Genomic DNA, 25310 nt, shown 5'->3' with positions numbered 1-25310 from the left:
CTTTTCATTCATGCCCTTTGGAGCCCTGTCATGTCACTCAAACCACTGTTGTTAGTTCCCGTCCTTGGCTTTGTCTGTTTACTGTCGGCCTGCGCCGGCCCGATCCCCAAGGCGGACCCCAGCGAAGCCTGGATCGGCTTGCAGGAAGAAGCGCCGAATGACCTGATGGCCGAGCGTGTCGATGGCAAGCGGGTGGACGATGGGCGCTATTTTGAGGTGACCCCGGGTGACCATCGCCTGGACGTGACTTTATTTGAAGACGAGCCGGGTGATGACAACCAGCAGGACTGCCAGGGCCGCATCGAGTACAAGCATTTCAAGGCAGGTGAGCACTACACCCTGGTGGAGTCGAGCCTGGGCACCACGGTGCGCGCGTCTCTTGAGGACGGCCACGGCAAGGAAATTGCCGCGACCCAGGACTTCAATTGCATGCCTGGCTAGGCGTGATGCGCCGTCGCCTTGTGCGGTTCTGCAGGTGCAGCAGGTTTGACGTGGGGGTGATGATGCCGGCGCGTCACGCGCATGACTCCCCACAGCATGGCGGCGGCGACGGCCAGCCAACCACAGATCAACAGGAAAATCGTTGTCGCAAGGCTCATTCGGGCCTCCTTTCGCCCACTTGGGGCACACACAGTCTTCTCAATGGACAGTCTAGTCAGCTGGCGGTTGCCTGCTATTGACCAATGGTCGAGTCGGTCCAACTTCTTTGCTCTATCAGCGCCGCTTTACTGAGCCAGTGGGCTATACCGGCGGGGCGGGGCGCCCTATGATCGGAGGCCTTTACCGGCAGTTGATCAAGAGAGTGAAAAAATTGCGCTTACGGTCGAACCTTAAAACCTCCTTGCTGCTCGCCGCTGCCCTTGGGCTGGCGGCCTGTGCCAGCAGCACACCATCGAAACTGCCAGGCTTGCCGGAGCGCGTTGAACTCACTGGCGTGCCGACCTTTCGCAGCGAGGCTTATCAGAGCGGTCCTACGGCACTTGCCAGCATGCTGTCGCAACAAGGCATTGTCATGACACCGGGTTTGCTTGATAAACCGCTGCACCTGCCCGGCGCCGAGGCGGACCTTGAGCGCAACATGCAAGTGTTGGCACGTGAATACGGGCTGATGGTGTATCCACTGGAGGCCAAGCTGACCGCCGTGCTGGCGCAGGTGGCGGCGGGTTACCCGGTGATGGCGCGGATCAACACCAGTTATTGGTCCGGGGCGCGCTATGTCGTGGTGGTGGGGTTCAACCAACAGAAGAGTACGGTGCTGTTGCGCTCTGGCAACGAGCGCCGGCTGATCATGAGCTTCAGCGACTTCGAGTCGGCGTGGGCGAGCGCGGGCCATTGGGCCATTCTGACCCAGCGCCCGAGCCAGTTGCCGGCCAATGTGGACGTGCAGCGCTGGCGCGATGCGGCCAACGCCACGGCGCAGGCGGGGCAGGAGCAAGCGGCGGCCCAAGCGCTCAAGGTGTTGGCAGAGAAGAAGTGAAGCTCAAATAGTGTGGGAGCGGGCAAGCCCGCTCCCACACTAAAACCGTTGCTTATCGACGCACTTCCGCAGCGGTCGCTCGGTTCTTGAGGTTTTTATCGGCCTTGTAACGCAGCGCCACATCCGGCACTGCGCCGCCTTTGCCGGTCTCGACCCAGCTACGAATACGGCTGGCATCGGCAAAATGGGTGAACTTGCCAAAGGCATCCAGAATCACCAGCGACACCGGGCGATTGCCCATGCTCGTCACCAACACCAGGCAATGGCCGGCCTGGTTGGTGAAACCGGTCTTGGTCAGCTTGATATCCCAGTTGGCGCGGTTGATCAGGTGATCGGTGTTGGAGAAGCCCAAGGTGTAATTAGGCTTGCGGAACGACACGGTCTTTTCCTTGGTGGTGCTCAACTGGCTCAGCATCGGAAACTTGCGCGCATAGGCCAGCAGCTTGCTCAGGTCGCGGGCGGTCGACACGTTATGGATCGACAGGCCGGTGGGCTCCACGTAGTGGGTGCTGGTCATGCCCAGGGACTTGGCCTTGGCGTTCATCGCGGCAATGAAGGCCGCGTAACCGCCTGGATAGTGGTGGGCGAGGCTGGCGGCGGCGCGGTTTTCCGAAGACATCAGCGCGATCAGCAGCATTTCCTTGCGTGGCATCTGGCTGCCGATCTTCACCCGGGAGAACACGCCTTTCATCTCGGGCGTGTCGGTGATGTTGATGTCGATGTACTCGTCCATATTCTGCTTGGCTTCGAGGACGATCAGGCCAGTCATCAGCTTGCTCACCGAGGCGATAGGTACCACCACGTCAGGGTTGCTGGAATAAATGACTTTATTGGTCTGCAAGTCGACCAGCATGGCGCTGCCGGAGGCGATCTGCAGCTTGGAGGCGTCACGCGGGGCCAGGGTGGATTCGGCAGCGTGGGCGAAGGTGCCTGTTATCGCAAAAAACAGGCTGACAATAGAAAGACGAATTTTCACGCGGATGAACTCGCTAAAAAGTAAGGAAATGCCGTTGTAGAACGGGTCTTAAGACAAATGACGTTACATTTTAGGAGTATGGATGAAGAACTGTCGAATGTTCTTCTAGAACCAGACGAAAGTGCCTAAAAACTAAGAAAAAACGGTTTTTTTACGGGCAATAAAAAGCCCTGCACTAAGGCAGGGCTTTTTCATCACCTCTGGTTATTAACCGTGCAGCGTTTCCGCTGCATATAAGGTGTTTTCCAGCAAGCAGGCCCGGGTCATCGGCCCGACACCGCCGGGGACCGGCGTGATCCAGCCTGCTCGGGGCAGGGCGGTTTCATACACCACGTCGCCCACCAACTTGCCGTCTTCCTGGCGGTTGATACCCACGTCAATAACGATGGCGCCTTCCTTGATCCACTCACCCTTGACCAGGCCCGGCTTGCCGGCGGCGACTACCACCAGGTCGGCACGGCCGACGTGGCCGGCGAGGTCCTTGGTGAAGCGATGGGTGACGGTCACGGTGCAGCCGGCCAGCAGCAGCTCCATGGCCATCGGGCGACCGACGATGTTCGATGCGCCCACCACCACAGCGTCAAGGCCGTACAGGTCGACACCGGTGCTTTCCAGCAGCGTCATGATGCCTTTAGGCGTGCATGGGCGCAGCAGGGGAATGCGTTGGGCCAGGCGGCCGACGTTATAAGGATGGAAACCGTCGACGTCTTTGTCCGGGCGGATGCGCTCCAGCAGCTTGGAGGCGTCCAGGTGCTCAGGCAGCGGCAGCTGCAGCAGGATGCCGTCCATGCCCGGGTCATCGTTGAGGCTGTCAATCAGGTCGGTCAGGGCCTGTTGAGTGGTGTCCGAAGGCAAGTCGTAGGCCTTGGAAATAAAGCCGACCTCTTCACAGTCTTTACGCTTGTGCGAGACATAAACCTGAGAGGCAGGATCGCTGCCGACCAGGATCACCGCGAGGCCAGGCGTGCGCAGGCCTTGCTGGCTGCGCTCGGTGACTCGTTTGGCGATCTGCTGGCGCAGGCTGGCGGCGATTGATTTGCCGTCGATAAGTTGTGCAGTCATTACGCGTGATTAACCATCGAGAGGGGGAAGAAAAGTGCGCGCATTCTCGCATGCCAAGGCGCGAGGGCAAAGGCGCTTGGTCTGCAAATTGCCCTAACCCCTTAAATAAAATCAGTTTTTTTCAAAAAAGATTTGACGGGTTTCCAGGGCATCTATACTATTCGTCGCACTTGTCGGGCACAGCCTAGCACTGGTTAAGAAGGTCGAGCAGAATAGTTGTACTGCAAGGCTGGAAGCACTTAGTTTGTAATCCTCCAAGAGTACAGATTAATAAGGCGCCCGTAGCTCAGCTGGATAGAGCATCCGCCTTCTAAGCGGATGGTCGCAGGTTCGAGTCCTGCCGGGTGCGCCATTAGGCAGCTTTGGCACAAGTAGCGCTATATGGTGGGCGTAGCTCAGTTGGTAGAGCACGGGATTGTGACTCCCGTTGTCGAGGGTTCGATCCCCTTCGTCCACCCCATATTCTGAAAGGCGCCAGATTTAACAGTCTGGCGCCTTTGCTTTAAGAGCTTCAAGCGCGGATGTGGTGGAATTGGTAGACACACTGGATTTAGGTTCCAGCGCCGCGAGGCGTAAGAGTTCGAGTCTCTTCATCCGCACCAATTAAAGCTTTTCCCGGTCGTCAGGCGGGGCAGGGCTCAACAAAGAAGTGGTTTGGTTTCTTTGTTAACGCAATATGGTGGGCGTAGCTCAGTTGGTAGAGCACGGGATTGTGACTCCCGTTGTCGAGGGTTCGATCCCCTTCGTCCACCCCATATTCGAAAGGCGCCAGATTTAACAGTCTGGCGCCTTTTTTGGTTTTGGCGGTTTGATATTGGGTGGTTGCAGGTGCTGGGCTGCCCCGGCAGGGCGTGTCGTCGTATTTATGTATCTCGATGATGCCGCGTTGCTTGCTCGCCTTGTTCGCAGGGCGGGCCGTCAGGGAGATGAATGGTTGTTCCTTCTATATATAGAGAGGGGCGGCGCAGAGCCCTGGCGCAATTTGGCTGTATTTGTCACCGGGGCGAGGTACTTCAGTGCTTTCGTACCGATAAATTGCCGGCTGTTTTTCGCGGTGTTTTCAGTAGGGTGACTTCTTGAGTTTGACCCACTAGAATGCATGCCCTTGATTGGGGTCGGAAATGGCCGGCTAATGTCTGTGCAACGAGGAATATCCATGCAAGTTTCTGTTGAAAATACTACTGCTCTCGAGCGCCGCCTGAGCATCACCGTGCCGGCAGAGCGTATCGAGACTGCGGTCAACAAGCGTCTGCAGCAGACTGCCCAAAAGGCCAAGATCGCTGGTTTCCGTCCAGGCAAAGTGCCTATGAGCGAAATCAAGCGTCGTTTTGGTGCCGATGCGCGCCAGGAAGCTGTAGGTGACGTGATCCAGGCTTCCTTCTACGAAGCCGTTGTCGAGCAAAAGCTGAACCCGGCAGGCTCGCCTTCGATCGAGCCCAAGTCCCTGGAAGCGGGCAAGGACCTGGAATACGTTGCCGTATTCGAAGTGTTCCCGGAATTTGAAGTGGCCGGTTTCGAAGGTATCGAAATCGAGCGTCTGAGCGCCGAAGTGGCTGATTCGGACCTGGACAACATGCTGGAAATCCTGCGCAAGCAGAACACTCGTTTTGAAGTGGCCGACCGTGCCGCCCAGAACGAAGACCAACTGAACATCGATTTCGTTGGCAAGGTTGACGGCGAAGTCTTCGCTGGCGGCTCTTCCAAGGGCACTCAGCTGGTGCTGGGTTCCAACCGCATGATCCCTGGTTTCGAAGACGGCCTGGTTGGCGCCAAAGCCGGCGAAGAGCGCGTTCTGAACCTGACTTTCCCTGCTGACTACCAGAACCTGGACCTGGCTGGCAAAGCCGCCGAGTTCACCGTTACCGTCAACAGCGTTTCCGAGCCTAAGCTGCCAGAGCTGAACGAAGAGTTCTTCGCCCAGTTCGGCATCAAGGAAACCGGCATCGAAGGCTTCCGCACCGAAGTTCGCAAGAACATGGAGCGTGAGCTGCGCCAGGCTATCAAGTCCAAGGTCAAGAACCAGGTCATGGACGGTCTGCTGGCCGCCAACCCGATCGAAGTGCCTAAGGCCCTGCTGTCCAACGAAGTGGATCGCCTGCGCGTTCAAGCGGTTCAGCAGTTTGGTGGCAACATCAAGCCTGACCAACTGCCGGCCGAGCTGTTCGAAGAGCAAGCCAAGCGCCGCGTTGTGCTGGGCCTGATCGTGGCCGAAGTGGTCAAGCAGTTCGACCTCAAGCCAGACGAAGACCGCGTTCGCGAAATGATCCAGGAAATGGCTTCGGCCTACCAGGAGCCTGAGCAGGTCGTGGCTTGGTACTACAAGAACGAGCAGCAGATGAACGAAGTACGTTCGGTTGTGCTGGAAGAACAAGTTGTGGATACTGTTCTGCAGAAGGCTAAGGTGACCGATAAAGCGGTCTCTTACGAAGAAGCAGTCAAACCGGCGGAAGCAGCACAAGCCGACTGATTGTCCAACTCGTTGGAAATTCAACCATAAGCCAGCCTCGCGCTGGCTTATGCGTTTTCAAGACATGACTATTTGGGAGTAACTGCAGAGCATGTTCCGTAATTCCTATATTCAGCAGAACTCTGATATCCAGGCCGCAGGCGGCCTGGTCCCGATGGTTGTCGAGCAGTCCGCTCGTGGCGAACGCGCCTACGACATCTACTCGCGCCTGCTCAAGGAGCGAGTGATCTTTCTGGTTGGCCCGGTAGAGGACTACATGGCCAACCTGATTTGTGCGCAATTGCTGTTCCTTGAAGCGGAAAACCCGGACAAGGACATCCATCTCTACATCAACTCACCGGGCGGTTCGGTGACTGCGGGCATGTCGATCTACGACACCATGCAGTTCATCAAGCCAAACGTGTCGACCACCTGTATTGGCCAGGCGTGCAGCATGGGCGCCTTCCTGCTGACCGCGGGTGCCGAAGGCAAGCGTTTCTGCCTGCCGAACTCGCGTGTGATGATTCACCAGCCACTGGGCGGTTTCCAGGGCCAGGCGTCGGACATCGAAATCCACGCCAAGGAAATCCTCTTCATTCGTGAGCGTCTCAACACGCTGATGGCCAAGCACAGCGGGCGCACCCTGGAAGAAATCGAGCGCGATACCAACCGTGACAATTTCATGAGCGCTGAAGCCGCCAAGGAATACGGGTTGATCGACGCAGTGATCGACAAGCGCCCCGCTTAATATAAGCCGCTCAAAATAGGGCTGGTCGGCATGTCCGACCACTGGCGGGCTTGAAAAAGCCCGCATAAGCCTTCATCTTGTGTTGCAAGCCTATCGGATTTGGATCGAACGAATGACTGACACCCGCAACGGCGAGGACAACGGCAAGCTGCTCTATTGCTCCTTCTGTGGCAAAAGCCAGCATGAAGTACGCAAATTGATTGCCGGCCCCTCGGTGTTTATCTGCGACGAATGCGTCGACCTGTGCAATGACATCATCCGTGAGGAGGTGCAGGAAGCCCAGGCCGAGAGCAGTGCGCATAAATTACCTTCGCCTAAAGAAATCAGCGGCATCCTTGACCAGTACGTCATTGGTCAAGAGCGTGCAAAGAAGGTTCTGGCCGTAGCGGTGTACAACCACTACAAGCGCTTGAACCAGCGTGACAAGAAAGGTGACGAGGTTGAACTTGGCAAGAGCAACATCTTGCTGATCGGTCCTACAGGCTCGGGTAAAACCCTGCTTGCAGAAACCCTCGCTCGCCTGTTGAACGTTCCGTTCACCATCGCCGACGCCACCACCCTCACCGAGGCTGGCTACGTGGGTGAAGATGTCGAGAACATCATTCAGAAACTGCTGCAGAAGTGCGACTACGACGTAGAGAAGGCCCAGATGGGTATTGTCTACATCGACGAGATCGACAAGATCTCGCGCAAGTCGGACAACCCGTCGATCACCCGGGACGTTTCCGGTGAAGGCGTGCAGCAGGCCCTGTTGAAACTGATCGAAGGCACGGTTGCTTCCGTTCCGCCACAAGGGGGCCGCAAGCACCCGCAGCAGGAATTTCTTCAGGTTGATACGCGCAACATCCTGTTCATTTGTGGCGGTGCGTTTTCCGGTCTGGAGAAGGTGATTCAGCAGCGTTCCACCCGTGGCGGCATTGGTTTCAGTGCGGAAGTGCGTAGCAAGGAAGAAGGCAAGAAGGTGGGCGAGTCCCTGCGTGAAGTCGAGCCTGACGATCTGGTCAAGTTCGGTCTGATCCCGGAATTCGTTGGCCGTCTGCCCGTCCTGGCGACGTTGGACGAGTTGGATGAGGCGGCTTTGATCCAGATCCTCACTGAGCCGAAAAACGCCCTGACCAAGCAATACGGCAAATTGTTCGAGATGGAAGGTGTAGACCTCGAGTTCCGTACCGATGCGCTGAAATCGGTGGCCAAGCGGGCACTGGAGCGCAAGACCGGTGCACGTGGCCTGCGTTCTATTCTCGAAGGCGTGTTGCTCGACACCATGTACGAAATCCCCTCGCAGTCCGAGGTGAGTAAAGTGGTGATCGACGAAAGCGTGATCGAAGGCAAATCCAAGCCACTGTATATCTACGAAAACAGTGAGCCGGCTGCCAAGGCTGCACCCGACGCGTAAGCGTTCAGCAGTTGCGGTACAAGCAAGGGGCCTCTAGGGGCCCCTTGTTTTTTGGGGGCTTTTCTCGGAGCGGTGGTTAAATTCGCGTGTATTCATGCGTTTAACTACTGGCATTGAGCTTGTTTTTTTTGCATGTAACCCCCATCTTGGTTTCAAGCTTATTTTTGAACTGTCATAGAGGCGAAATCATGAAGACAACCATCGAATTGCCTCTCCTGCCGTTGCGTGATGTCGTCGTCTATCCGCACATGGTTATCCCGCTGTTCGTGGGGCGCGAGAAGTCTATCGAAGCCCTCGAGGCCGCGATGACGGGCGACAAGCAAATCCTGCTGTTGGCCCAGAAGAATCCTGCTGATGATGATCCAGGTGAAGATGCCCTGTATCGCGTCGGCACCATTGCCACTGTCCTGCAATTGCTCAAACTGCCCGATGGCACCGTCAAGGTGTTAGTCGAAGGTGAGCAGCGCGGCGCCGTAGAGCGTTTCATGGAGGTGGATGGCCACCTGCGTGCAGAAGTGGCGCTGATCGACGAAGTCGAAGCCCCGGAGCGTGAGTCCGAGGTGTTCGTGCGCAGCCTGCTCTCGCAGTTCGAGCAGTATGTGCAGTTGGGCAAGAAAGTTCCGGCTGAAGTCCTGTCGTCCCTCAACAGCATTGATGAGCCAAGCCGCCTGGTCGACACCATGGCCGCCCACATGGCGCTGAAGATCGAGCAGAAGCAAGACATCCTCGAAATCATCGACCTGTCGGCCCGTGTCGAACACGTGCTGGCGTTGCTGGATGGCGAAATCGACCTGCTGCAGGTTGAGAAACGCATCCGTGGCCGTGTGAAGAAGCAGATGGAGCGTAGCCAGCGCGAGTACTATCTGAATGAGCAGATGAAGGCCATTCAGAAAGAGCTCGGTGACGGCGAGGAGGGCCACAACGAAATCGAAGAGCTGAAGAAGCGTATCGATGCCGCTGGCCTGCCCAAAGACGCCCTGACCAAGGCCACCGCGGAGCTGAACAAGCTCAAGCAGATGTCGCCGATGTCGGCCGAAGCCACCGTGGTGCGCTCGTATATCGACTGGTTGGTGCAAGTGCCGTGGAAGGCCCAGACCAAGGTGCGCCTGGACCTGGCCCGTGCTGAAGAGATCCTCGACGCTGACCATTACGGCCTGGAAGAGGTCAAGGAGCGCATCCTTGAGTACCTCGCCGTGCAAAAGCGCGTGAAAAAAATCCGCGGGCCGGTGTTGTGCCTGGTCGGGCCTCCAGGTGTGGGTAAAACATCCCTGGCGGAATCGATTGCCAGCGCGACTAACCGCAAGTTCGTGCGCATGGCCTTGGGTGGCGTGCGTGACGAAGCGGAAATCCGTGGTCATCGCCGTACCTACATCGGTTCGATGCCAGGAAGATTGATTCAAAAGATGACAAAGGTGGGTGTACGCAACCCGCTGTTCCTGCTCGATGAAATCGACAAAATGGGCAGCGACATGCGTGGCGACCCGGCGTCGGCCTTGCTCGAAGTGCTTGATCCCGAGCAGAACCATAATTTCAACGACCATTACCTGGAAGTCGACTACGACTTGTCTGACGTAATGTTCTTGTGCACCTCCAACTCCATGAACATTCCGCCAGCCTTGCTGGATCGGATGGAGGTGATTCGTCTGCCGGGCTACACCGAAGACGAGAAGATCAACATCGCAGTCAAGTACCTGGCGCCCAAGCAGATTTCGGCCAACGGCCTGAAGAAGGGCGAGATCGAATTCGAGGTCGAGGCGATCCGTGACATCGTGCGCTACTACACCCGCGAGGCCGGTGTACGGGGCCTTGAGCGCCAGATCGCGAAGATCTGCCGCAAGGCGGTGAAGGAGCACGCGCTGGAAAAACGCTTCTCTGTGAAGGTAGTTGCCGATTCCCTGGAACACTTCCTGGGCGTGAAGAAATTCCGCTACGGCCTGGCCGAGCAACAGGATCAGGTCGGCCAGGTGACTGGTTTGGCGTGGACTCAGGTAGGTGGCGAATTGCTCACCATCGAAGCTGCGGTGATTCCGGGCAAAGGCCAATTGATCAAGACCGGTTCCCTGGGGGACGTGATGGTCGAATCCATTACCGCCGCGCAGACCGTGGTGCGCAGCCGCGCCCGCAGCCTGGGCATCCCGCTGGACTTCCACGAGAAGCACGACACCCATATCCACATGCCGGAAGGGGCGACCCCTAAAGACGGCCCTAGCGCTGGCGTAGGCATGTGCACGGCGCTGGTATCAGCGTTGACCGGCATTCCTGTGCGCGCCGATGTGGCGATGACCGGGGAAATTACCCTGCGTGGTCAGGTATTGGCGATCGGTGGTCTGAAAGAGAAATTACTCGCTGCGCACCGGGGTGGAATCAAGACCGTGATCATTCCTGAAGAGAATGTTCGCGACTTGAAGGAAATTCCTGACAATATCAAGCAGGATCTTCAGATTAAACCGGTTAAATGGATTGACGAGGTCCTGCAAATTGCGCTGCAATACGCGCCGGAGCCCTTGCCGGATGTGGCCCCGGAGATCGTCGCGAAGGACGAAAAACGCGAGTCCGATTCCAAGGAAAGAATTAGCACGCATTAATGTGTTGGAGCCTGGGGGGCTTCCTTGACAGCTTTTTAGAGCCCTTGTTATAAAGCGGCTCTTAAGTGTCTGTAGGCCATTCAGCACTGGTTTTGCTTTTTACCAAAAAACTTAGAATCATACTCAATAGATATATAAGGGGACTTAGAGTGAACAAGTCGGAACTGATTGATGCTATCGCTGCATCCGCTGATATCCCGAAAGCTGCTGCTGGCCGTGCGCTGGACGCAGTAATCGAATCCGTCACTGGCGCTCTGAAGGCCGGCGACTCCGTGGTACTGGTAGGCTTCGGTACTTTCTCTGTGACTGACCGCCCAGCTCGCACTGGCCGTAACCCACAGACCGGCAAAGCACTGCAAATCGCTGCTGCCAAGAAACCAGGTTTCAAAGCCGGTAAAGCCCTGAAAGAAGCCGTTAACTAAGCTTCGTTCAAGCCTTTGCTTACCCGGGTCGGACGCAGGTCTGGCCTGGCAGCGGAGCGGTAGCTGACCCACGTATCGGGTCGCCACGCCGGGGGTGCAGATTCGAACCCCCGTCCGCTCCGCCAGTTACGAGAAGGCGCATCCTCGGATGCGCCTTTCTTCTATCCGGACTCTACCCACGCTCCACGGTTGCCTAATTTTTGAAGTTCAACCGTTTCTGGGGGACGCATGCTGCAAAATATCAGGGACAATTCACAAGGCTGGATTGCCAAGACCATTATCGGGATCATCGTCGCTTTGATGGCGTTCACCGGTATCGAAGCCATTTTCCAGGCTTCGGGTAATAACAAGCAGGACGTGGCCAAGGTCAATGGTGAAGAAATCACCCAGACCGAACTGAGCCAAGCCGTCGATATGCAACGGCGCCAGCTGATGCAACAGTTGGGCAAGGATTTCGATGCTTCCCTGCTGGACGAAAAACTGCTGCGCGATGCTGCCCTCAAGGGCCTGATCGACCGCAAGCTGCTGCTGCAAGGCGCTGCCGATTCCAAGTTCGGCTTCTCGGAAGCGGCGCTGGACCAGGTGATCCTGCAGACGCCGGAATTCCAGGTGGACGGCAAGTTCAACGCCGAACGCTTTGACCAGGTGATCCGCCAGTTGGGCTATAGCCGCATGCAATTCCGTCAGATGCTGACCCAGGAAATGCTGATCGGCCAGGTTCGCGCAGGCATCGCCGGCAGCGGGTTTGTTACCGACGCCGAGGTGCTGGCATTTGCCCGTCTGGAAAAACAGACCCGCGATTTCGCCACCGTCAACATCAAGGCTGACCCCGCGGCGGTGAAACTCACCGACGATGAGGTCAAAGCCTATTACGACCAGCACGCCAAAGAGTTCATGACCCCGGACCAAGTGGTCATCGACTATCTGGAATTGAAGAAGTCGTCCTTCTTCGACCAGGTTACTGTCAAGGACGATGAGCTGCAGGCTGCCTACGAGAAGGAAACCGCCAACCTCGCTGAACAGCGTCGTGCCGCGCACATCCTGATTGAAGTCAACGACAAGGTCACCGAGGCGCAAGCCAAGGCCAAGATCGAAGACATCCAGGCGCGCCTGGCCAAGGGTGAGAAGTTCGAAGCCCTGGCCAAGGAGTTCTCCCAGGACCCAGGTTCGGCCAACAATGGCGGTGACCTCGGCTTTGCGGGCCCTGGCGTTTATGACCCGGACTTTGAAACCGCGCTGTACGGCTTGAAGCAAGACCAGGTGTCGGCGCCAGTGCGCACTACCTTCGGTTGGCATCTGATCAAGTTGCTGGGCGTTGAAGCGCCTGAGGTGCCATCGTTCGCCAGCCTGAAAGACAAGCTGACCCGCGAGCTCAAGGCACAGCAGGTTGAACAACGTTTTGTCGAAGCGACCAAGCAATTGGAAGATGCGGCATTCGAAGCCTCTGACCTGGCCCAGCCGGCGTCTGACCTGAAGCTGACCGTCCACACTTCCGCGCCGTTTGGCCGTGAAGGTGGCGAAGGTGTTGCGGCCAACCGTGCCGTGGTCACTGCAGCCTTCAGCCCGGAAGTGCTGGATGAAGGTGCCAACAGCAGCGCTATCGAGCTGGACCCGGAAACCATCATCGTGCTGCGTGCCAAAGAGCATCTCAAGCCGGCCCAGTTGCCGCTGGAGAACGTCGCTGCGGCCATTCGCACCCAGATGACCAAGGAGCGCGCGAGCGCTGCCGCCAAAGCCCATGCCGACGAGTTGATCGCCAGCCTGCGTGATGGCAAGACCGCGCTGGACCAGCCGGTTGACGGCCAGGCCTGGAAGGTGACTGAGGCAGCTACCCGTGGTCAGGACTCCATCGACCCGGCCGTGCTGCAAGCCTTGTTCCGCATGCCCAAGCCTGTGGCCAAGGACAAGCCGACCTTCACCACCGTGACCCTGCGCGATGGCAGCCTGGTGATCGTGCGCTTGAACGGTGTGAACGAAGCTGCGGCCCCTACGGACGAAGAAAAAGCGCAATACCGCCGCGTCCTCGCTTCCCGTATTGGCCAGCAGGACTTCGCGGCCTACCGCAAGCAGCTGGAAACCCAGGCAGACATCAAGAAGTATTGATGCCGGCCTGAATAAAAAGACCCCGACCTGAAAAGGCCGGGGTCTTTTTTTGCCCTTGATAAAGCGGCTACTCAGTTAAATGGGACTGTCACTGTGGCGAGGGAGCTTGCTCCCGTTGACTGCGCAGCAGTCCCGGCTTTTTAGGGCCGCTTCGCGACCCAGCGGGAGCAAGCTCCCTCGCCACAGGTTGGTGCTCTGCCTCAGATAGGCTTGGCAGCAAACTTGAGCTTGCCCCACGTCAACCCGATCACCGCCGCCAGGGTTGAAGCCGCCAGTACGCTCAGCTTCGCAGCCGACAGCAGGGCCGGGTCGGAAAATGCCAGGGACGAGATAAAGATCGACATGGTGAAACCGATCCCCGCCAGCAGGCCGACGAGGCCAACGCCCGTCCAGGTCACACCGTCCGGCAGCTTGCAGATGTTGAGCTTGACCAGCGCCAGGCTCGCCAGCATCACGCCCAGAGGCTTGCCGAGCACCAGGGCGAAGATGACGCCCATGAACACACCGTGGGCCAGCGGGTCATCCAGATTGAAACCGTCCAGGCTCACACCGGCGTTGGCCAATGCAAACAGCGGCATCACGCCGAACGCTACCCACGGGTGCAGCGCCGATTGAACACGCTGCACCGGCGGCAGTATTTCCCGTTGAGCTTCGCGCAATTGCTTGAGGGGCGTGGCGACTTGCTGGGCTCCTTCGGCTGGCTGCGAGAACCGGTCCATCAGCTCGTTGAAGGTGCGTTCGATGGTTTCCAGCGGGCGTTCCCGGGTGGGCTTGGAATTGACGGGGGTCATCAAGCCAAGGATCACCCCGGCGAGCGTTGGGTGCACGCCGGTCTTGAGTAGGCCAAACCACACGATAGCGCCTGGCAGCAGGTAGATCGCCGCCTTGCTGATGCCCATGCGTTGGAACACCAACACCAGGGCCAGCCCGCCGGCAGCAATCACCAAGCCCATGTAGTCGAGGCTGGCGGTGAAAAAGATCGCGATGATCAGAATCGCCACGATGTCATCGATGATCGCCAAGGCCAGCAGCAGGATGCGTACGCCACTGGGAATCGATTTGCCCAGCAGCGCAAGCACACCCACGGCAAAGGCGATGTCGGTCGCGGTGGGGACCGCCCAGCCACTCGCGGCGGCGGTGCCGTGGTTGAGCAGGGTGTAGATGAGTGCGGGCATCAGCACACCGCCCAACGCCGCGCCCAACGGCAGCGTGGCCAGCTTCAGGTTGGCGAGGGCGCCGTCTTTGATTTCCTGGCGAATCTCGGCACCGACCACCAGAAAGAAAATGGTCATCAGCCCGTCATTCACCAGAAAATGCAGGGAGCGCGACACGCTGTAATCGCCCAGCCCGAGGGTGATGGGCGTGTTCCAGAAATGCTCGTAGGTCGCGGCGGCGGGGCTGTTGGCCCACACCAGCGCGACGATGGCGGCCAGCAGCAGCACGATACCGCTGACGGCTTCGATGTGTGAAAAGCGCTCAAGGGCGGACAGCGCGCCCTCAGTCAAACGCTGGGGGCGGGGGATGGCGGGGTGTTTATCAGGCACGACAAATCTCCATTGGCGGCCCGACCAATGCTTGGCTTTTAACCTGCGCCGTGCTTTATGCAACAACGCACCCAGGGGCGATGATAGGAAGGTGAGGAATAAGTTGTAAACAAACTTGTCATCGCGCGGGCAGCGCTTTACCCCGGATTGCGCCCAGCGCCAACACGATCAATCCTAGAACTGCCCATGGAAATGCCACGACGCCCCAACGTTCGAGCAAGAGCCCGCCCACTAATCCACCTCCGGCGATGCCCAGGTTCCATACCGTGACCAACATCGATTGGGCGGCATCGGCCGAGTTGCCGGCCGACTTGGCCAGCGCGGTTTGCAAGAGTGCGGGGAGGCCACCGAAGGCGAGCCCCCACAACGCCACGCTGACGTAAATGGCGACTACGCAGTTGAACCATAGTCCGAGCAGCAGGGCCGCAACGGCGAACATCGCGCAACTGATGAGGGTCAGTAGCCTCAGGTGCCGGTCAATCCAGACGCCTACCAGCCAGATACTCAGCAGGGCCATCAGGCCGAACACCAGCAGCACGCGATCAATCTCGCGGCCGATACCGGCGGGCACCAGCAAAGGGGCGATGTAGGTATAGAGAATGTTATGCGCGAGCACGTAGGTAAAGGTCACCCAGAGCACCGGCCGTATGCCTGGCAACGCCAGTACCTGACGTAAGCCGAGGCGTTTACTTGGCGGTTCACCGGCAAAATCCGGCAGTTGCCAACGCGCCCATACCAGCAGTAACAGGGTCAGGCCAGTCATGATGGCAAAACTGGCGCGCCATCCGACCAGCGTACCCAGCAGGGTGCCGGCGGGCACGCCGAGGGACAAGGCCAGCGGCGCACCCAGCATGGCCACGGCAATCGCCCGGCCCTGCAGATGAGGTGCGACCATACGACTGGCGTAACCCGCCAGCAAGGCCCACAGCAAGCCGGCGAACACACCGGCGAAAAATCGTGCAGCCAAGGTCAAGCCATAGTGGCTGGAAAAGGCGGTGACACTGTTAACCAATGCAAAGCCGCCGATGGCGATCAACAGCAACGGCCGCCGGCGCCAACCCCGGGTCAGCAATGTCAGCGGGATAGCGGCGAGCAACGAGCCGAGCGCATAGAGCGTTACCAGTTGCCCGACCAGAGCCTGGGAGACCCCGAGCCCAGCACCGATTTGCGGTAACAAACCGGCGGGCATTGCCTCGGTGAGGATGGTGATAAAGCCGGCGCAGGCCAACGCCAGCAAACCGGCCAGTGGCAGCGGTTCAGCGTGGGGGGCTGTATCGATCAATTGGGGGCTGTCGTTCATCGGGGCTCTCCTTGAAAGGGTCAAGGAGCCAAGGGTAGGGGGCTGCGAGGCGCTGAAAAACAGGCTAAGGTTCCGAACTTATCGGACGTTGATGTCCGCAATCGGCAAAGGCATCACCATGGACAATCTGGGCAGCCTCTCGGTTTTTGTGCAGGTCGCGCAAACGCTTAGCTTCACCGCTGCGGGCCGCGCACTGGGCGTGTCATCGTCGGCGGTGGGTAAAAGCATTGCGCGGATGGAAGAGCGCCTGGGCGTCAGGTTGTTTCATCGCAGCACCCGCAGCATCACTCTGACCAGCGAGGGCGCGCTGTTCCTGGAACGTTCGCGGCGCATCCTGGCGGAGCTGGAAGCGGCCGAACAGGAATTGACTGAGGTCACTGCCAAGCCTCGCGGCAAGCTGCGGATCAGTGTGCCCCAAGTGCGTGGTTTGTTGATGCCGGTGATCAGCGATTTTATGCGTGCCTACCCGGACATCGAGTTGGATGTGGATTTTTCCGATCGCATGGTGGATGTGATAGAGGAGGGCTTCGACGCGGTGATTCGCACCGGTAAGCCAGAAGATTCGCGCTTGATGATGCGCCATCTAGGGCATTACCAGTTGGTCCTCGTCGGTACGCCCGGCTACTTCGACCAGCACGGCACCCCCCATCGGCCACAGGACCTGAATCATCACGCCTGCCTGCGGCACAAATTCTGCGCCACCGGCAAGCTGGAGCCTTGGCCGCTGCGTCATGTCCCGGGGGCTTCCGAACTGAACCTGCGCGCACCGCTGGTCAGCACCACCATCGAGTCCCTCAATCATGTGGTGCAAGAAGGACTGGGCATTGCGTGCCTGCCGGACTACATGGTCAACCAGGCCGTACAGCATGGGCGTTTGCGACGGGTGCTGGATGAGCACCTCGAACATCGCGGCAGTTTCTGGTTGCTGTGGCCGGCCAGTCGCCATGCTTCGGCCAAGCTGCGGGCCTTTATCGATCATATGTGCGCCGGGCTTTTTCCTACTGACGCCGCTGTCTGAGCTTGAGATGTTTTACCGACAGGAATCGCGCTTCAATGTCGCGTTCTGTTGCACAATACCGTCCGGACCGTTTTCTTCAGGATTTTCAATGTCGACATCATTTCACTTGCGCAATCTCGGGTTGGCGCTGGTGCTGGCGGGCGCCGCGGGCTGCTCGTCACCCAAGACCGCTATCTATGAACATGAGAATTTCGACGATTCCGGTACGTTTTCCCGCGATTACCCGGTCAGCGATGTGGCGGCCTGTGAAGCTGCGCGCCGTGCCCTGCTGAGCCAGGGCTACATCATCACCAGCAGCGATCCGAAGTTGGTGGCCGGCAACAAGAGCTTCCAGCAGACCGGCGAGACCCACCTGCAGATCAGTTTCAATGTGGTGTGCGCTGCTGATGGCAAGGGCAGCAATCACTCGACGATGTTTGCCAACGCCTTGCAGGACCGCTATGCGCTGAAGAAGGTCAACAACTCCGCGAGCCTCGGTGTGGGCGTGCTGGGCTCGGTGTCGATGCCGATTGGCTCCACCGACGACTCGATGGTGAAGGTGGCGAGCGAGACCGTCTCTGCACCGAAGTTCTACGAGCGTTACTTCGCGTTGGTGGACGTGTTCCTGCCGCAGGAAGTAAAGCAGGCCGAGCATATCCCCGAGCAGCCCAAGGCCGACCTCGGCGTGCCCGAGCCCAAGACCGCTCCGGCAGCCGAGAAGGTCGAAGCGCCGAAGGATGTGCCTGTAGCGCCTGCCGCTGCAGAGCCGCTTGCGCCGCCACCTGAGGCTGCACCGATTGCCCCGGTGACAGAGCCTGCTCCGGTTGCACCGGCGCCGACTGATCCGTCCCTGCCGGCGCCGACGGAAGCGATTCCACCGCTTCCGATGCCTGCGCAGTAACGCAATGCTGTTCTGATGTGGGAGCGGGCTTGCTCGCGAATACGGTGTAACAGTCGCCAAGTGTGTTCAATGACCCACCGCTTTCGCGAGCAAACCCGCTCCCACATTTTGATCGAGGTTGCGGTTGAGTTAAATCCAGTGATCGCCGCTACGTTTAATCCTGAAGAGCAGGAATGTCACGGCGTCGACATTTTTTCGTCATGACGGCACTTTAGGCTGGGTTCGCAGGTCATTAATCTGCAACCGCTTTCAACACGAAAAGGAGTCCACCATGGACGATTACCAGGAAGAGCTGCTGGAGTATCAGGCATTCGAGCTAGACCCACTGGATCCTGCCGACGATGCCACCGAGCTGTAACACCGACTTCAGGCGGAGTGGCGCTGACTGCGGCGAAATTCCCCTGGGGTCTGGTTGTTCCAACGCCTGAAGGCCCTTTGGAAGGCTTGGGCCGAAGCAAAACCGAGCAAGTAGGCGATCTCGCCGAACGCCAGTTCCGTATCGCGAATGTAGGTCATGGCCAGGTCGCGACGGGTGTCATTGAGGATCGCGCGAAACTGCGTGCCTTCCTCGGCCAGTTTGCGCCGCAATGTCCAGGTTGGCAGCTTCAAGCGTGCCGCCACTTCCTCCAGGTCGGGTTCCCGGCCGCCATTGAGCATCGGCCCGAGCAACCGGGTAATGCGCTCGCGCAGGCTGCGGGTGCGGGTCAACTGCTCTAATTCCCTTTCACACAGCTGTAGCAACAGGTGCCAGGTGCTTGGGCAATGCTGCGGGTTGCGCAGCGCCAGGGTGGGTTGGCTGAGGCGCAGTTGATTGACCTCGGCGCCGAAGTGGACCACGCCCTCTCCCAGCACCCTGTAGTGGTCGTGGTAGTCCGGCGCGTCGAATTCGATTTCAATGCGCTGGGCCTGCACCGGCTGTTGGGCCAGGCCAGACAATTGCTGCAGCCAGCCGGCGATGATCGAATCCACCACAAAGCGGTTATAGGTGTTGTAGGGGCTGATGGAATAAAACCTCAGCCACGCGCCTTCGGCGTCTTCATGAAAGCTTGATTGCCCGCGATAGTTGGAGCCGTACAGTGCTTCAAAGCGTGTGAGCGTGCGTGCCGCTTCGCGCACGGTGGGCGCTTGGGCGGCAGTAACGCCGGCAAGACCAGCCTGGCTCAAGCGGCTGAGCTGGCCCATACGCAGACCCAGGCCGGGGTTGCCGGTCAGTTGGATGGCCGCGTGGCCCAGGCGCATGTAGCGCGGGATCGACAAGCGTGCGCCGGCCTCAGCCAGGCGAGCTGGATCGAGGCCGTATTGCAGCAGCAGGGGCTGTGGGTCCAGGCCGTGGCTGTGGATGGCGTCGGCCAGGGTGTGCACGAAGCCCACCGACAGATCCCCCAGGCGCACCGGCTTCACGGCGCTACAGCCAGATATTCAGCAGGCGCGCACCATGGGCGTCGCCATCGGCGAAGACTTGCCCATTGCGACTGAGAAAACTTTGGCCGGCGCTGCCCAGGTCCCAGAATTGTCCGCGCAGAAAGACGCTCATTCCCGCGGTGGCTTCGCTGACAGGCGGCTGGCTGATCAGGGTAAGGCGACGCCAGGCCGCGCCCTCACTGGTTTCTTCAGGCTTGAGGCTCACTTCTGAGGGCGTAGACACACTCTTGAAACCGCGCCACGGACGGTCCCAGGTATCGCGGCCGGTGACAAAAGCGGGTACCGCGATCAATTGCGCGCCTTGCTCGTTGAGCTTGCGGTAGTTGTCCGGGTACCAGCTGTCGCTGCCGACCAGAATGCCCAGGCGCCCGGCGGGGGTATCGACAACGTTGACGACATGCTCATCGCCAGGTTCTATAAAGCCACGTTCATCGTAGATCGGGTAAAGCTGGCGCTGCGGCTGGCCCAGCGGCAAGCCGTCGGCGGCGAACACCACGCTGGCGTTGTACAGCGCGCCGTGGCCGATCTCCAGTTGCCCCTGGATCACGCTCGGGTTGGGCAGGGCGATGGAACCGGCCACCAGGGTCACGCCAAATTCTTTGGCGAGGCCGCCAAACAACACTTGATAGTCGCGGGCCATGGCGGGGGCTTTCATGCGCAGGTACGCATCGTCCATGCGGTTGTCGCCAGTGGCGCTGATCCAGGCTTTGGCAAATTGCAGCGGGTTGCTGATCGACAGCCAGTTCATGGCGTCCTTGAGGTGAGCGGCCTGGTACAGCTCATTCTTTTCTCCGCCGAGCATCAGCCAAGTGCCGATATGTTCCGGCAGCACCACAACGGTCTTGGCATTGATCAGCCCAAGGTCCCGGGCATTTTGCAGGTAGGCGGACAGCTTCAGATGCAGGCGTTCCAGGCTCTGGTAATCGGCAGGGAACAGTTCCGGCTGGATACCCAGCAGGTTGCCCCGGTCGGCTGGTTCGCCCTCGTTGACGGCGAGGGTGATGCGCAGGTCGGACAGGTAATGCGCCACGGGGCGCTCCTGGGTCCAGACCAGATACGCGGCGAGTGAGGCAACCAGGGCCATGATGACGGTGAACGCTAGAAGTTTACGCATGGGGCAACAGACAACAGACCAGGTGCAGGGTTCGCGACTAGGGTAGGGCCCATGGCGTGGCTTGCCAAGGGGCGCTGTGCATTTGGATCAATAACTTGTCAGTTTCAGTCATTGAGCCGTGGTCCACCGCCTCTTAGTCTGTGGGACATAAACCGATGGCACGCCGTTAGAGTGCGCCACGTCCCGTGATGATCCGTTGTGGAGCTGTACCATGACCGCTGCTGCCTACCCGCACCTGCTGGCCCCGTTGGACCTGGGTTTCACCACCTTGCGCAACCGTACCCTGATGGGTTCGATGCACACCGGCCTGGAAGAAAAGCCCGGCGGTTTCGAGCGTATGGCGGCCTATTTTGCCGAGCGCGCCCGTGGCGGCGTAGGCCTGATGGTCACTGGCGGCATTGGCCCCAATGATGAAGGCGGCGTGTACGCCGGTGCAGCCAAGCTGACCACCGAAGAAGAGGCGAGCAAGCACAAGATCGTTACCCAAGCCGTGCACGACGCGGGTGGCAAGATCTGCATGCAGATCCTCCACGCCGGGCGTTACGCCTACAGCCCCAAGCAGGTGGCTCCGAGCGCTATCCAGGCGCCGATCAACCCGTTCAAGCCCAAGGAACTGGATGAAGAGGGCATCGAAAAGCAGATCCAGGATTTTGTCACCTGCTCGCTGCTGGCCCAGGTCGCCGAGTATGACGGCGTCGAAATCATGGGTTCCGAAGGCTACTTCATTAACCAGTTCCTCGCTGCCCATACCAACCATCGCACCGACCGTTGGGGCGGCAGCTTTGAAAATCGCATGCGCCTGGCGGTGGAAATCGTGCGCCGTGTACGCGAAGCCGTAGGCCCGAACTTCATTATCATTTTCCGCCTGTCGATGCTCGACCTGGTGGAAGGCGGCAGTGTCTGGGAAGAGATCGTGCAGTTGGCCAAGGCCATCGAACAGGCCGGCGCGACGATCATCAACACCGGTATCGGCTGGCACGAAGCACGTATCCCGACCATCGCCACCAAGGTACCCCGTGGTGCGTTCAGTAAAGTCACGGCCAAATTGCGCGGTTCGGTACAGATTCCGCTGATCACCACCAACCGCATCAACACCCCGGAAATTGCTGAGCAGATCCTGGCCGAAGGCGACGCCGATATGGTCTCGATGGCGCGGCCGTTTCTCGCCGACCCCGAGTTCGTCAACAAGGTCGCCGCCGGGCGCGCCGATGAGATCAATACCTGTATCGGCTGCAACCAGGCATGCCTGGACCATACCTTTGGCGGCAAGCTCACCACCTGCCTGGTCAACCCGCGGGCGTGCTACGAAACCGAGCTCAATTACTTGCCGGTCAAGCAGATCAAAAAGGTCGCGGTCGTCGGCGCAGGCCCTGCGGGTTTGGCCGCGGCTACCGTGGCCGCAGAGCGCGGGCATCAGGTGACCTTGTTCGACTCCGCCAGCGAGATCGGCGGCCAGTTCAATATCGCCAAGCGCGTGCCGGGCAAGGAAGAGTTCTTCGAGACCCTGCGTTATTTCAAACGCAAATTGCAGACCACCCACGTCGAGCTGTGCCTCAACACCCGTGTCGACGTTGCGCAACTGGTAGCGGGCGGTTATGACGAAGTGATCCTGGCCACCGGCATCGCACCGCGTACCCCGGCGATTCCCGGTGTCGACAACGCCAAGGTCCTGAGTTACCTGGACGTGATCCTCGAGCGCAAGCCGGTGGGCAAGCGCGTGGCGGTGATCGGCGCCGGCGGCATCGGTTTTGACGTGTCTGAATTTCTCGTCCACCAAGGCGTATCCACCAGCCTGGATCGTGAGGCGTTCTGGAAAGAATGGGGCATCGACACCCAACTGCAAGCCCGTGGTGGCGTGGCCGGGATCAAACCCGAGCGCCATGCACCGGCCCGTGAAGTGTTCCTGCTGCAACGCAAGGCTTCCAAGGTGGGCGACGGCCTGGGCAAGACCACCGGCTGGATCCACCGCACGGGCTTGAAGAACAAGCAGGTGCAGATGCTCAACAGTGTCGAGTACTTGAAGATCGACGATGAAGGCTTGCATATCCGCATCGGCGCCGAGGGCGAAGCGCAAGTCCTGGCGGTAGACACTATCGTCATCTGCGCCGGCCAGGACCCGCTGCGCGAATTGCACGACGGCCTGGTCGCCGCCGGCCAGAACGTGCACCTGATCGGTGGCGCCGATGTGGCGGCCGAACTGGACGCCAAGCGCGCCATCAACCAGGGCTCGCGCCTGGCTGCAGAGCTGTAATACGCCAAGAGGGGCGGTGGTAGACTACCGCCCTCTTTTCATTCAGATACCTGCCGATGGGCCCTTTCGACTGGCTTCCTCATGCGCCCCTTGAACCTTTGCAACTGGACTGGCTGAGCGGAGTCGAGTTGGCCGTGCTGCGCCTGGACTGTATCGACCCGCTGATCAGTGGCAACAAGTGGTTCAAGCTCACCGAGCACCTGGCCCAGGCCCGACACGCTGGGGCCACCGGGGTGATGAGTCTCGGCGGTGCGTACTCCAACCATTTGCATGCGCTGGCGGCGGCGGGCAAGCGCTTTGGTTTTCCCACGGTCGGCCTGCTGCGGGGCCATCCTCAAGACACCCCCACGGTTCTCGACCTCAAAGCGTTTGGCATGCAACTGCATTGGCTCGGTTATGGCGGTTATAGGGCGCGGCATGAAGCGGGTTTCTGGTTGCCTTGGCGCGAGCAGTATCCTGGCTTTCATCCGATACCCGAAGGCGGCGGTGGGCTGGCCGGTGCGCAGGGCTGTGGCGTGTTGGTCGAGCAGGCGCGGGCGCAACTGGACAGCCTCGGTTGGAGCGATTACGACGCCTGGTGGTTGGCGGCGGGTACCGGCACGACACTGGCCGGGCTGGCACTGGCGGAGGCGGGCGCGCATCCGGTATATGGCGTCCTGGCGGTGCCGGATGACCACGGTGTGGCGCAGAACGTGAGTGCCATCGTGCAGGACGGTTATACATTGCTGGACGCCAGTCGCGGCGGCTTTGCCAAAGCCGATCCACGCTTGCTCGACTTCATTCAGCGCACCGAACAAGCGTGCGGTCTACCGCTGGAACCGCTTTACACCGGCAAGGCGCTGCTGGCGTTGAAACAGCAGATCGAGGCCGGACGCTTTGCCCCCGGCATGCGCCTGATCTTCATCCATACCGGCGGCCTGCAAGGCCGCCGAGGCTTCAGCGACTGGCGCAAACCCGTTGTGGGAGCTGGCTTGCCTGCGAAAGCGGTAGTGCAGTAAGAGGCACTGTGACTGACACACCGCCTTCGCGGGCAAGCCCGCTCCCACAGGGGAGCTAATTGGCTGGGTTAAAGCCTCCTCCCACCCGGCATCATGCGCAGCGCCGTGTTATCGCGCATCACGTAATGATGAAAGATCCCCGCCAACGCGTGCAGCCCGATCAGCCAGTACCCGATCTGGCCAAACAGCACATGCCAGCCTTCAATCTCCTCGGCCAGCGTCTTGTTTTGCGCGATCAGCGGCGGCAATTCCATTCCATAGAACATCACCGAATGCCCTTTGGCACTGACGATCAACCAACCGGCAATCGGCATGCCGATCATCAACGCGTACAACGCAGCGTGCATCAGTGCCGCCAGCAGATTCTGCCATTGCGGCGGCGCCGGCACGATCTTCGGTGCCACCCCCAGGCTGCGTGCAAACAGGCGTAGCCATACCAGTACAAACACGGTAAGGCCGAGCATGAAGTGCATTTCAACAATCAAGGTGCGCGCACCGCTGCCTTTGGGGAATTGGCCGCGCAGTTCAATGCAGGCGTAGACCACCGCCAGCAGCACCACCATCAACCAGTGCAACGCAATCGACATGGTGCTGTAGCGTGTATCGGAATTTTTCCACGGCATCGCTGTGTTCCTCACTCATCAGGGCATACCTCCATTCTTTAGCGATGGAGTGCATTAACTCTATGCCTGTTTTGAGCGCTGCGCTTGTTGCCAATGCCGTTGTCTTGACCTCGGTCAGTAGGCCTGCGGCATTTCCCCGCGGGCCAGGCGCTGGTTGATGTCACTGATGACCTGTGGCAGATCGGTGATGGTGTCAATCAGGTAGTGTGGGCGTGAAGCTTCGAACATCGCTTCGATGCGCTGGCGTTCGCTGGCCAGTGTGTCGGTGTCCAGGGCGCGGAACTGCTCGTAGGTCAGGCCCAGCGCGTTGCCCGAGCAGGTCAGGGCCACGGTCCACATGCCGGCACGTCGGCCTTCGAGAATGCCCGGCACGGTGTCGTCGACCTTCACGCAGGCCGCCACATCATCAATGCCCAGGGCGATCACGTTGGCCAACGCCTGGGCCGGCCATGGTCGGCCGTTGGGCACTTCGTCAGTGGCCACGACGTGGTCGGCGACGTAGCCGTTGGTGGCGGCCAGGGCCACGACCTTGTCCATCACCTGCTTGGGGTAGCCAGAGCAGGAGCCGATCTTGATGCCTTGGCCGCGCAGTGCTGCAATGGTGTCGAGGGCGCCGGGGATCAGGGCCGAGTGTTCGGCGATCTTCTCGATCTGCAGCGGCATGAAGCGCTGGTAGATGGCGGTCACGTCGTCGTCGGTGGGCGTGCGGCCGAACGCCTTGCGGTAGCGTTCGGCAACCTGCGGCTGGTCGCAGAGCGTACGGATATGGTCCCACTTGCCCATGCCCATCGGGCCACGGGCTTCCTCGATCGACACCTGCACGTCGAACTCGGCGAAGGCCTCGACAAAAATCTGCGTGGGGGCGAAGGAGCCGAAATCGACCACGGTGCCAGCCCAGTCGAGGATAACGGCCTGGAGGGTGTTGGGGTTTTGATAGTTCATGGT

Annotated in this window: 21 protein-coding genes and 4 tRNA genes; 16 read left to right on the top strand and 9 right to left on the bottom strand. The window is 59.5% G+C overall.

Features of this window, described 5'->3' with window-relative positions; translation table 11 throughout:
- Nucleotides 1–30: 30 nt before the first annotated feature.
- Entirely contained in the window at nucleotides 31–441 is a 411-nt protein-coding gene (locus GIV26_RS03495) for a PA0061/PA0062 family lipoprotein (protein ID WP_034127951.1), read from the top strand.
- Here the strand turns inward: GIV26_RS03495 and GIV26_RS03490 are convergent.
- Complete coding sequence (locus GIV26_RS03490; protein ID WP_164919344.1) at nucleotides 438–599, bottom strand: hypothetical protein; 162 nt, start codon at nucleotides 597–599, stop codon at nucleotides 438–440. The two genes, GIV26_RS03495 and GIV26_RS03490, sit on opposite strands and share 4 nt — an antisense overlap.
- A 212-nt stretch (nucleotides 600–811) precedes the next feature.
- On the opposite strand from GIV26_RS03490, the gene GIV26_RS03485 reads away from it, so the two are divergent.
- The gene (locus GIV26_RS03485; protein ID WP_236279501.1) at nucleotides 812–1477 is read left to right on the top strand and encodes a peptidase C39 family protein; all 666 of its coding nucleotides are present in this window, start codon (nucleotides 812–814) and stop codon (nucleotides 1475–1477) included.
- Nucleotides 1478–1529: 52 nt separating this feature from the next.
- Here the strand turns inward: GIV26_RS03485 and pbpG are convergent, their stop codons facing one another.
- Together pbpG and folD are read right to left on the bottom strand one after the other, a co-directional pair.
- Complete coding sequence (gene pbpG / locus GIV26_RS03480) at nucleotides 1530–2453, bottom strand: D-alanyl-D-alanine endopeptidase (RefSeq protein ID WP_060765164.1); 924 nt, start codon at nucleotides 2451–2453, stop codon at nucleotides 1530–1532.
- 207 nt (nucleotides 2454–2660) lie between these two features.
- Nucleotides 2661–3515 carry a bifunctional methylenetetrahydrofolate dehydrogenase/methenyltetrahydrofolate cyclohydrolase FolD gene (folD, locus tag GIV26_RS03475; protein WP_003192259.1) on the bottom strand — a complete coding sequence of 285 codons (855 nt, stop codon included), beginning with the start codon at nucleotides 3513–3515 and terminating at the stop codon, nucleotides 2661–2663.
- 275 nt (nucleotides 3516–3790) lie between these two features.
- On the opposite strand from folD, the gene GIV26_RS03470 reads away from it, so the two are divergent.
- The 10 genes from GIV26_RS03470 to GIV26_RS03425 all read left to right on the top strand — a co-directional run bounded on the left by GIV26_RS03470 (nucleotide 3791) and on the right by GIV26_RS03425 (nucleotide 13215).
- Nucleotides 3791–3867 (top strand) — tRNA-Arg (locus GIV26_RS03470).
- 32 nt (nucleotides 3868–3899) lie between these two features.
- Nucleotides 3900–3975, top strand: a tRNA-His gene (locus GIV26_RS03465).
- A 57-nt stretch (nucleotides 3976–4032) separates the two neighbouring features.
- A tRNA-Leu gene (locus GIV26_RS03460) sits at nucleotides 4033–4117 on the top strand.
- Nucleotides 4118–4194: 77 nt separating this feature from the next.
- Nucleotides 4195–4270: transfer RNA gene (locus GIV26_RS03455), tRNA-His, on the top strand.
- 401 nt (nucleotides 4271–4671) lie between these two features.
- Nucleotides 4672–5982 (top strand): trigger factor, encoded by a 1311-nt coding sequence (gene tig / locus GIV26_RS03450; RefSeq protein WP_034127949.1) that lies wholly within the window; start codon nucleotides 4672–4674, stop codon nucleotides 5980–5982.
- Between the two features lie 91 nt (nucleotides 5983–6073).
- Nucleotides 6074–6709 (top strand): ATP-dependent Clp endopeptidase proteolytic subunit ClpP, encoded by a 636-nt coding sequence (clpP, locus tag GIV26_RS03445; RefSeq protein WP_003192255.1) that lies wholly within the window; start codon nucleotides 6074–6076, stop codon nucleotides 6707–6709.
- Between the two features lie 112 nt (nucleotides 6710–6821).
- Entirely contained in the window at nucleotides 6822–8105 is a 1284-nt protein-coding gene (gene clpX / locus GIV26_RS03440) for an ATP-dependent Clp protease ATP-binding subunit ClpX (protein WP_003192254.1), read from the top strand.
- A 188-nt stretch (nucleotides 8106–8293) separates the two neighbouring features.
- Nucleotides 8294–10690 carry an endopeptidase La gene (lon, locus tag GIV26_RS03435; RefSeq protein ID WP_105227219.1) on the top strand — a complete coding sequence of 799 codons (2397 nt, stop codon included), beginning with the start codon at nucleotides 8294–8296 and terminating at the stop codon, nucleotides 10688–10690.
- Nucleotides 10691–10839: 149 nt separating this feature from the next.
- Complete coding sequence (locus tag GIV26_RS03430; RefSeq protein ID WP_003174819.1) at nucleotides 10840–11112, top strand: HU family DNA-binding protein; 273 nt, start codon at nucleotides 10840–10842, stop codon at nucleotides 11110–11112.
- A gap of 228 nt (nucleotides 11113–11340) precedes the next feature.
- Nucleotides 11341–13215: a SurA N-terminal domain-containing protein gene (locus tag GIV26_RS03425; protein ID WP_236279500.1), complete on the top strand. Its 1875-nt coding sequence runs from the start codon at nucleotides 11341–11343 to the stop codon at nucleotides 13213–13215.
- A 200-nt stretch (nucleotides 13216–13415) separates the two neighbouring features.
- On the opposite strand, the gene nhaA is transcribed toward GIV26_RS03425, so the two are convergent.
- The gene (nhaA, locus tag GIV26_RS03420; RefSeq protein ID WP_127880740.1) at nucleotides 13416–14759 is read right to left on the bottom strand and encodes a Na+/H+ antiporter NhaA; all 1344 of its coding nucleotides are present in this window, start codon (nucleotides 14757–14759) and stop codon (nucleotides 13416–13418) included.
- 118 nt (nucleotides 14760–14877) lie between these two features.
- Nucleotides 14878–16059: an MFS transporter gene (locus tag GIV26_RS03415; RefSeq protein WP_127880739.1), complete on the bottom strand. Its 1182-nt coding sequence runs from the start codon at nucleotides 16057–16059 to the stop codon at nucleotides 14878–14880.
- A 118-nt stretch (nucleotides 16060–16177) separates the two neighbouring features.
- On the opposite strand from GIV26_RS03415, the gene GIV26_RS03410 reads away from it, so the two are divergent.
- Both GIV26_RS03410 and GIV26_RS03405 read left to right on the top strand, forming a co-directional pair.
- A complete protein-coding gene (locus GIV26_RS03410) occupies nucleotides 16178–17077 on the top strand; it encodes a LysR family transcriptional regulator (protein ID WP_173647455.1) in 900 nt (299 codons plus the stop codon).
- Nucleotides 17078–17165: 88 nt separating this feature from the next.
- A complete protein-coding gene (locus tag GIV26_RS03405; protein WP_034127943.1) occupies nucleotides 17166–17957 on the top strand; it encodes a DUF2242 domain-containing protein in 792 nt (263 codons plus the stop codon).
- 366 nt (nucleotides 17958–18323) lie between these two features.
- Here the strand turns inward: GIV26_RS03405 and GIV26_RS03400 are convergent, their stop codons facing one another.
- Both GIV26_RS03400 and GIV26_RS03395 read right to left on the bottom strand, forming a co-directional pair.
- Nucleotides 18324–19358, bottom strand: coding sequence for an AraC family transcriptional regulator (locus GIV26_RS03400; protein ID WP_034127942.1), 1035 nt, complete (start codon nucleotides 19356–19358; stop codon nucleotides 18324–18326).
- 4 nt (nucleotides 19359–19362) lie between these two features.
- The gene (locus GIV26_RS03395; protein WP_034127941.1) at nucleotides 19363–20493 is read right to left on the bottom strand and encodes a carbon-nitrogen hydrolase family protein; all 1131 of its coding nucleotides are present in this window, start codon (nucleotides 20491–20493) and stop codon (nucleotides 19363–19365) included.
- Nucleotides 20494–20704: 211 nt separating this feature from the next.
- On the opposite strand from GIV26_RS03395, the gene GIV26_RS03390 reads away from it, so the two are divergent.
- Complete coding sequence (locus tag GIV26_RS03390) at nucleotides 20705–22744, top strand: NADPH-dependent 2,4-dienoyl-CoA reductase (RefSeq protein WP_236279499.1); 2040 nt, start codon at nucleotides 20705–20707, stop codon at nucleotides 22742–22744.
- 56 nt (nucleotides 22745–22800) lie between these two features.
- Nucleotides 22801–23742, top strand: coding sequence for a 1-aminocyclopropane-1-carboxylate deaminase/D-cysteine desulfhydrase (locus tag GIV26_RS03385; protein WP_236279498.1), 942 nt, complete (start codon nucleotides 22801–22803; stop codon nucleotides 23740–23742).
- Nucleotides 23743–23810: 68 nt separating this feature from the next.
- Here the strand turns inward: GIV26_RS03385 and GIV26_RS03380 are convergent, their stop codons facing one another.
- Nucleotides 23811–24365 carry a cytochrome b gene (locus GIV26_RS03380; RefSeq protein ID WP_236279497.1) on the bottom strand — a complete coding sequence of 185 codons (555 nt, stop codon included), beginning with the start codon at nucleotides 24363–24365 and terminating at the stop codon, nucleotides 23811–23813.
- 114 nt (nucleotides 24366–24479) lie between these two features.
- Nucleotides 24480–25307 (bottom strand): phosphonoacetaldehyde hydrolase, encoded by an 828-nt coding sequence (gene phnX / locus GIV26_RS03375; protein WP_054917363.1) that lies wholly within the window; start codon nucleotides 25305–25307, stop codon nucleotides 24480–24482.
- Nucleotides 25308–25310 lie beyond the last annotated feature (3 nt).

Origin of the sequence: Pseudomonas sp. PA-1-3F, from assembly GCF_021609665.1 — a bacterium.
Taxonomy (GTDB): Bacteria; Pseudomonadota; Gammaproteobacteria; order Pseudomonadales; family Pseudomonadaceae; genus Aquipseudomonas; species Aquipseudomonas paracarnis.
This window is presented reverse-complemented; position numbering and strand designations above follow the sequence as displayed.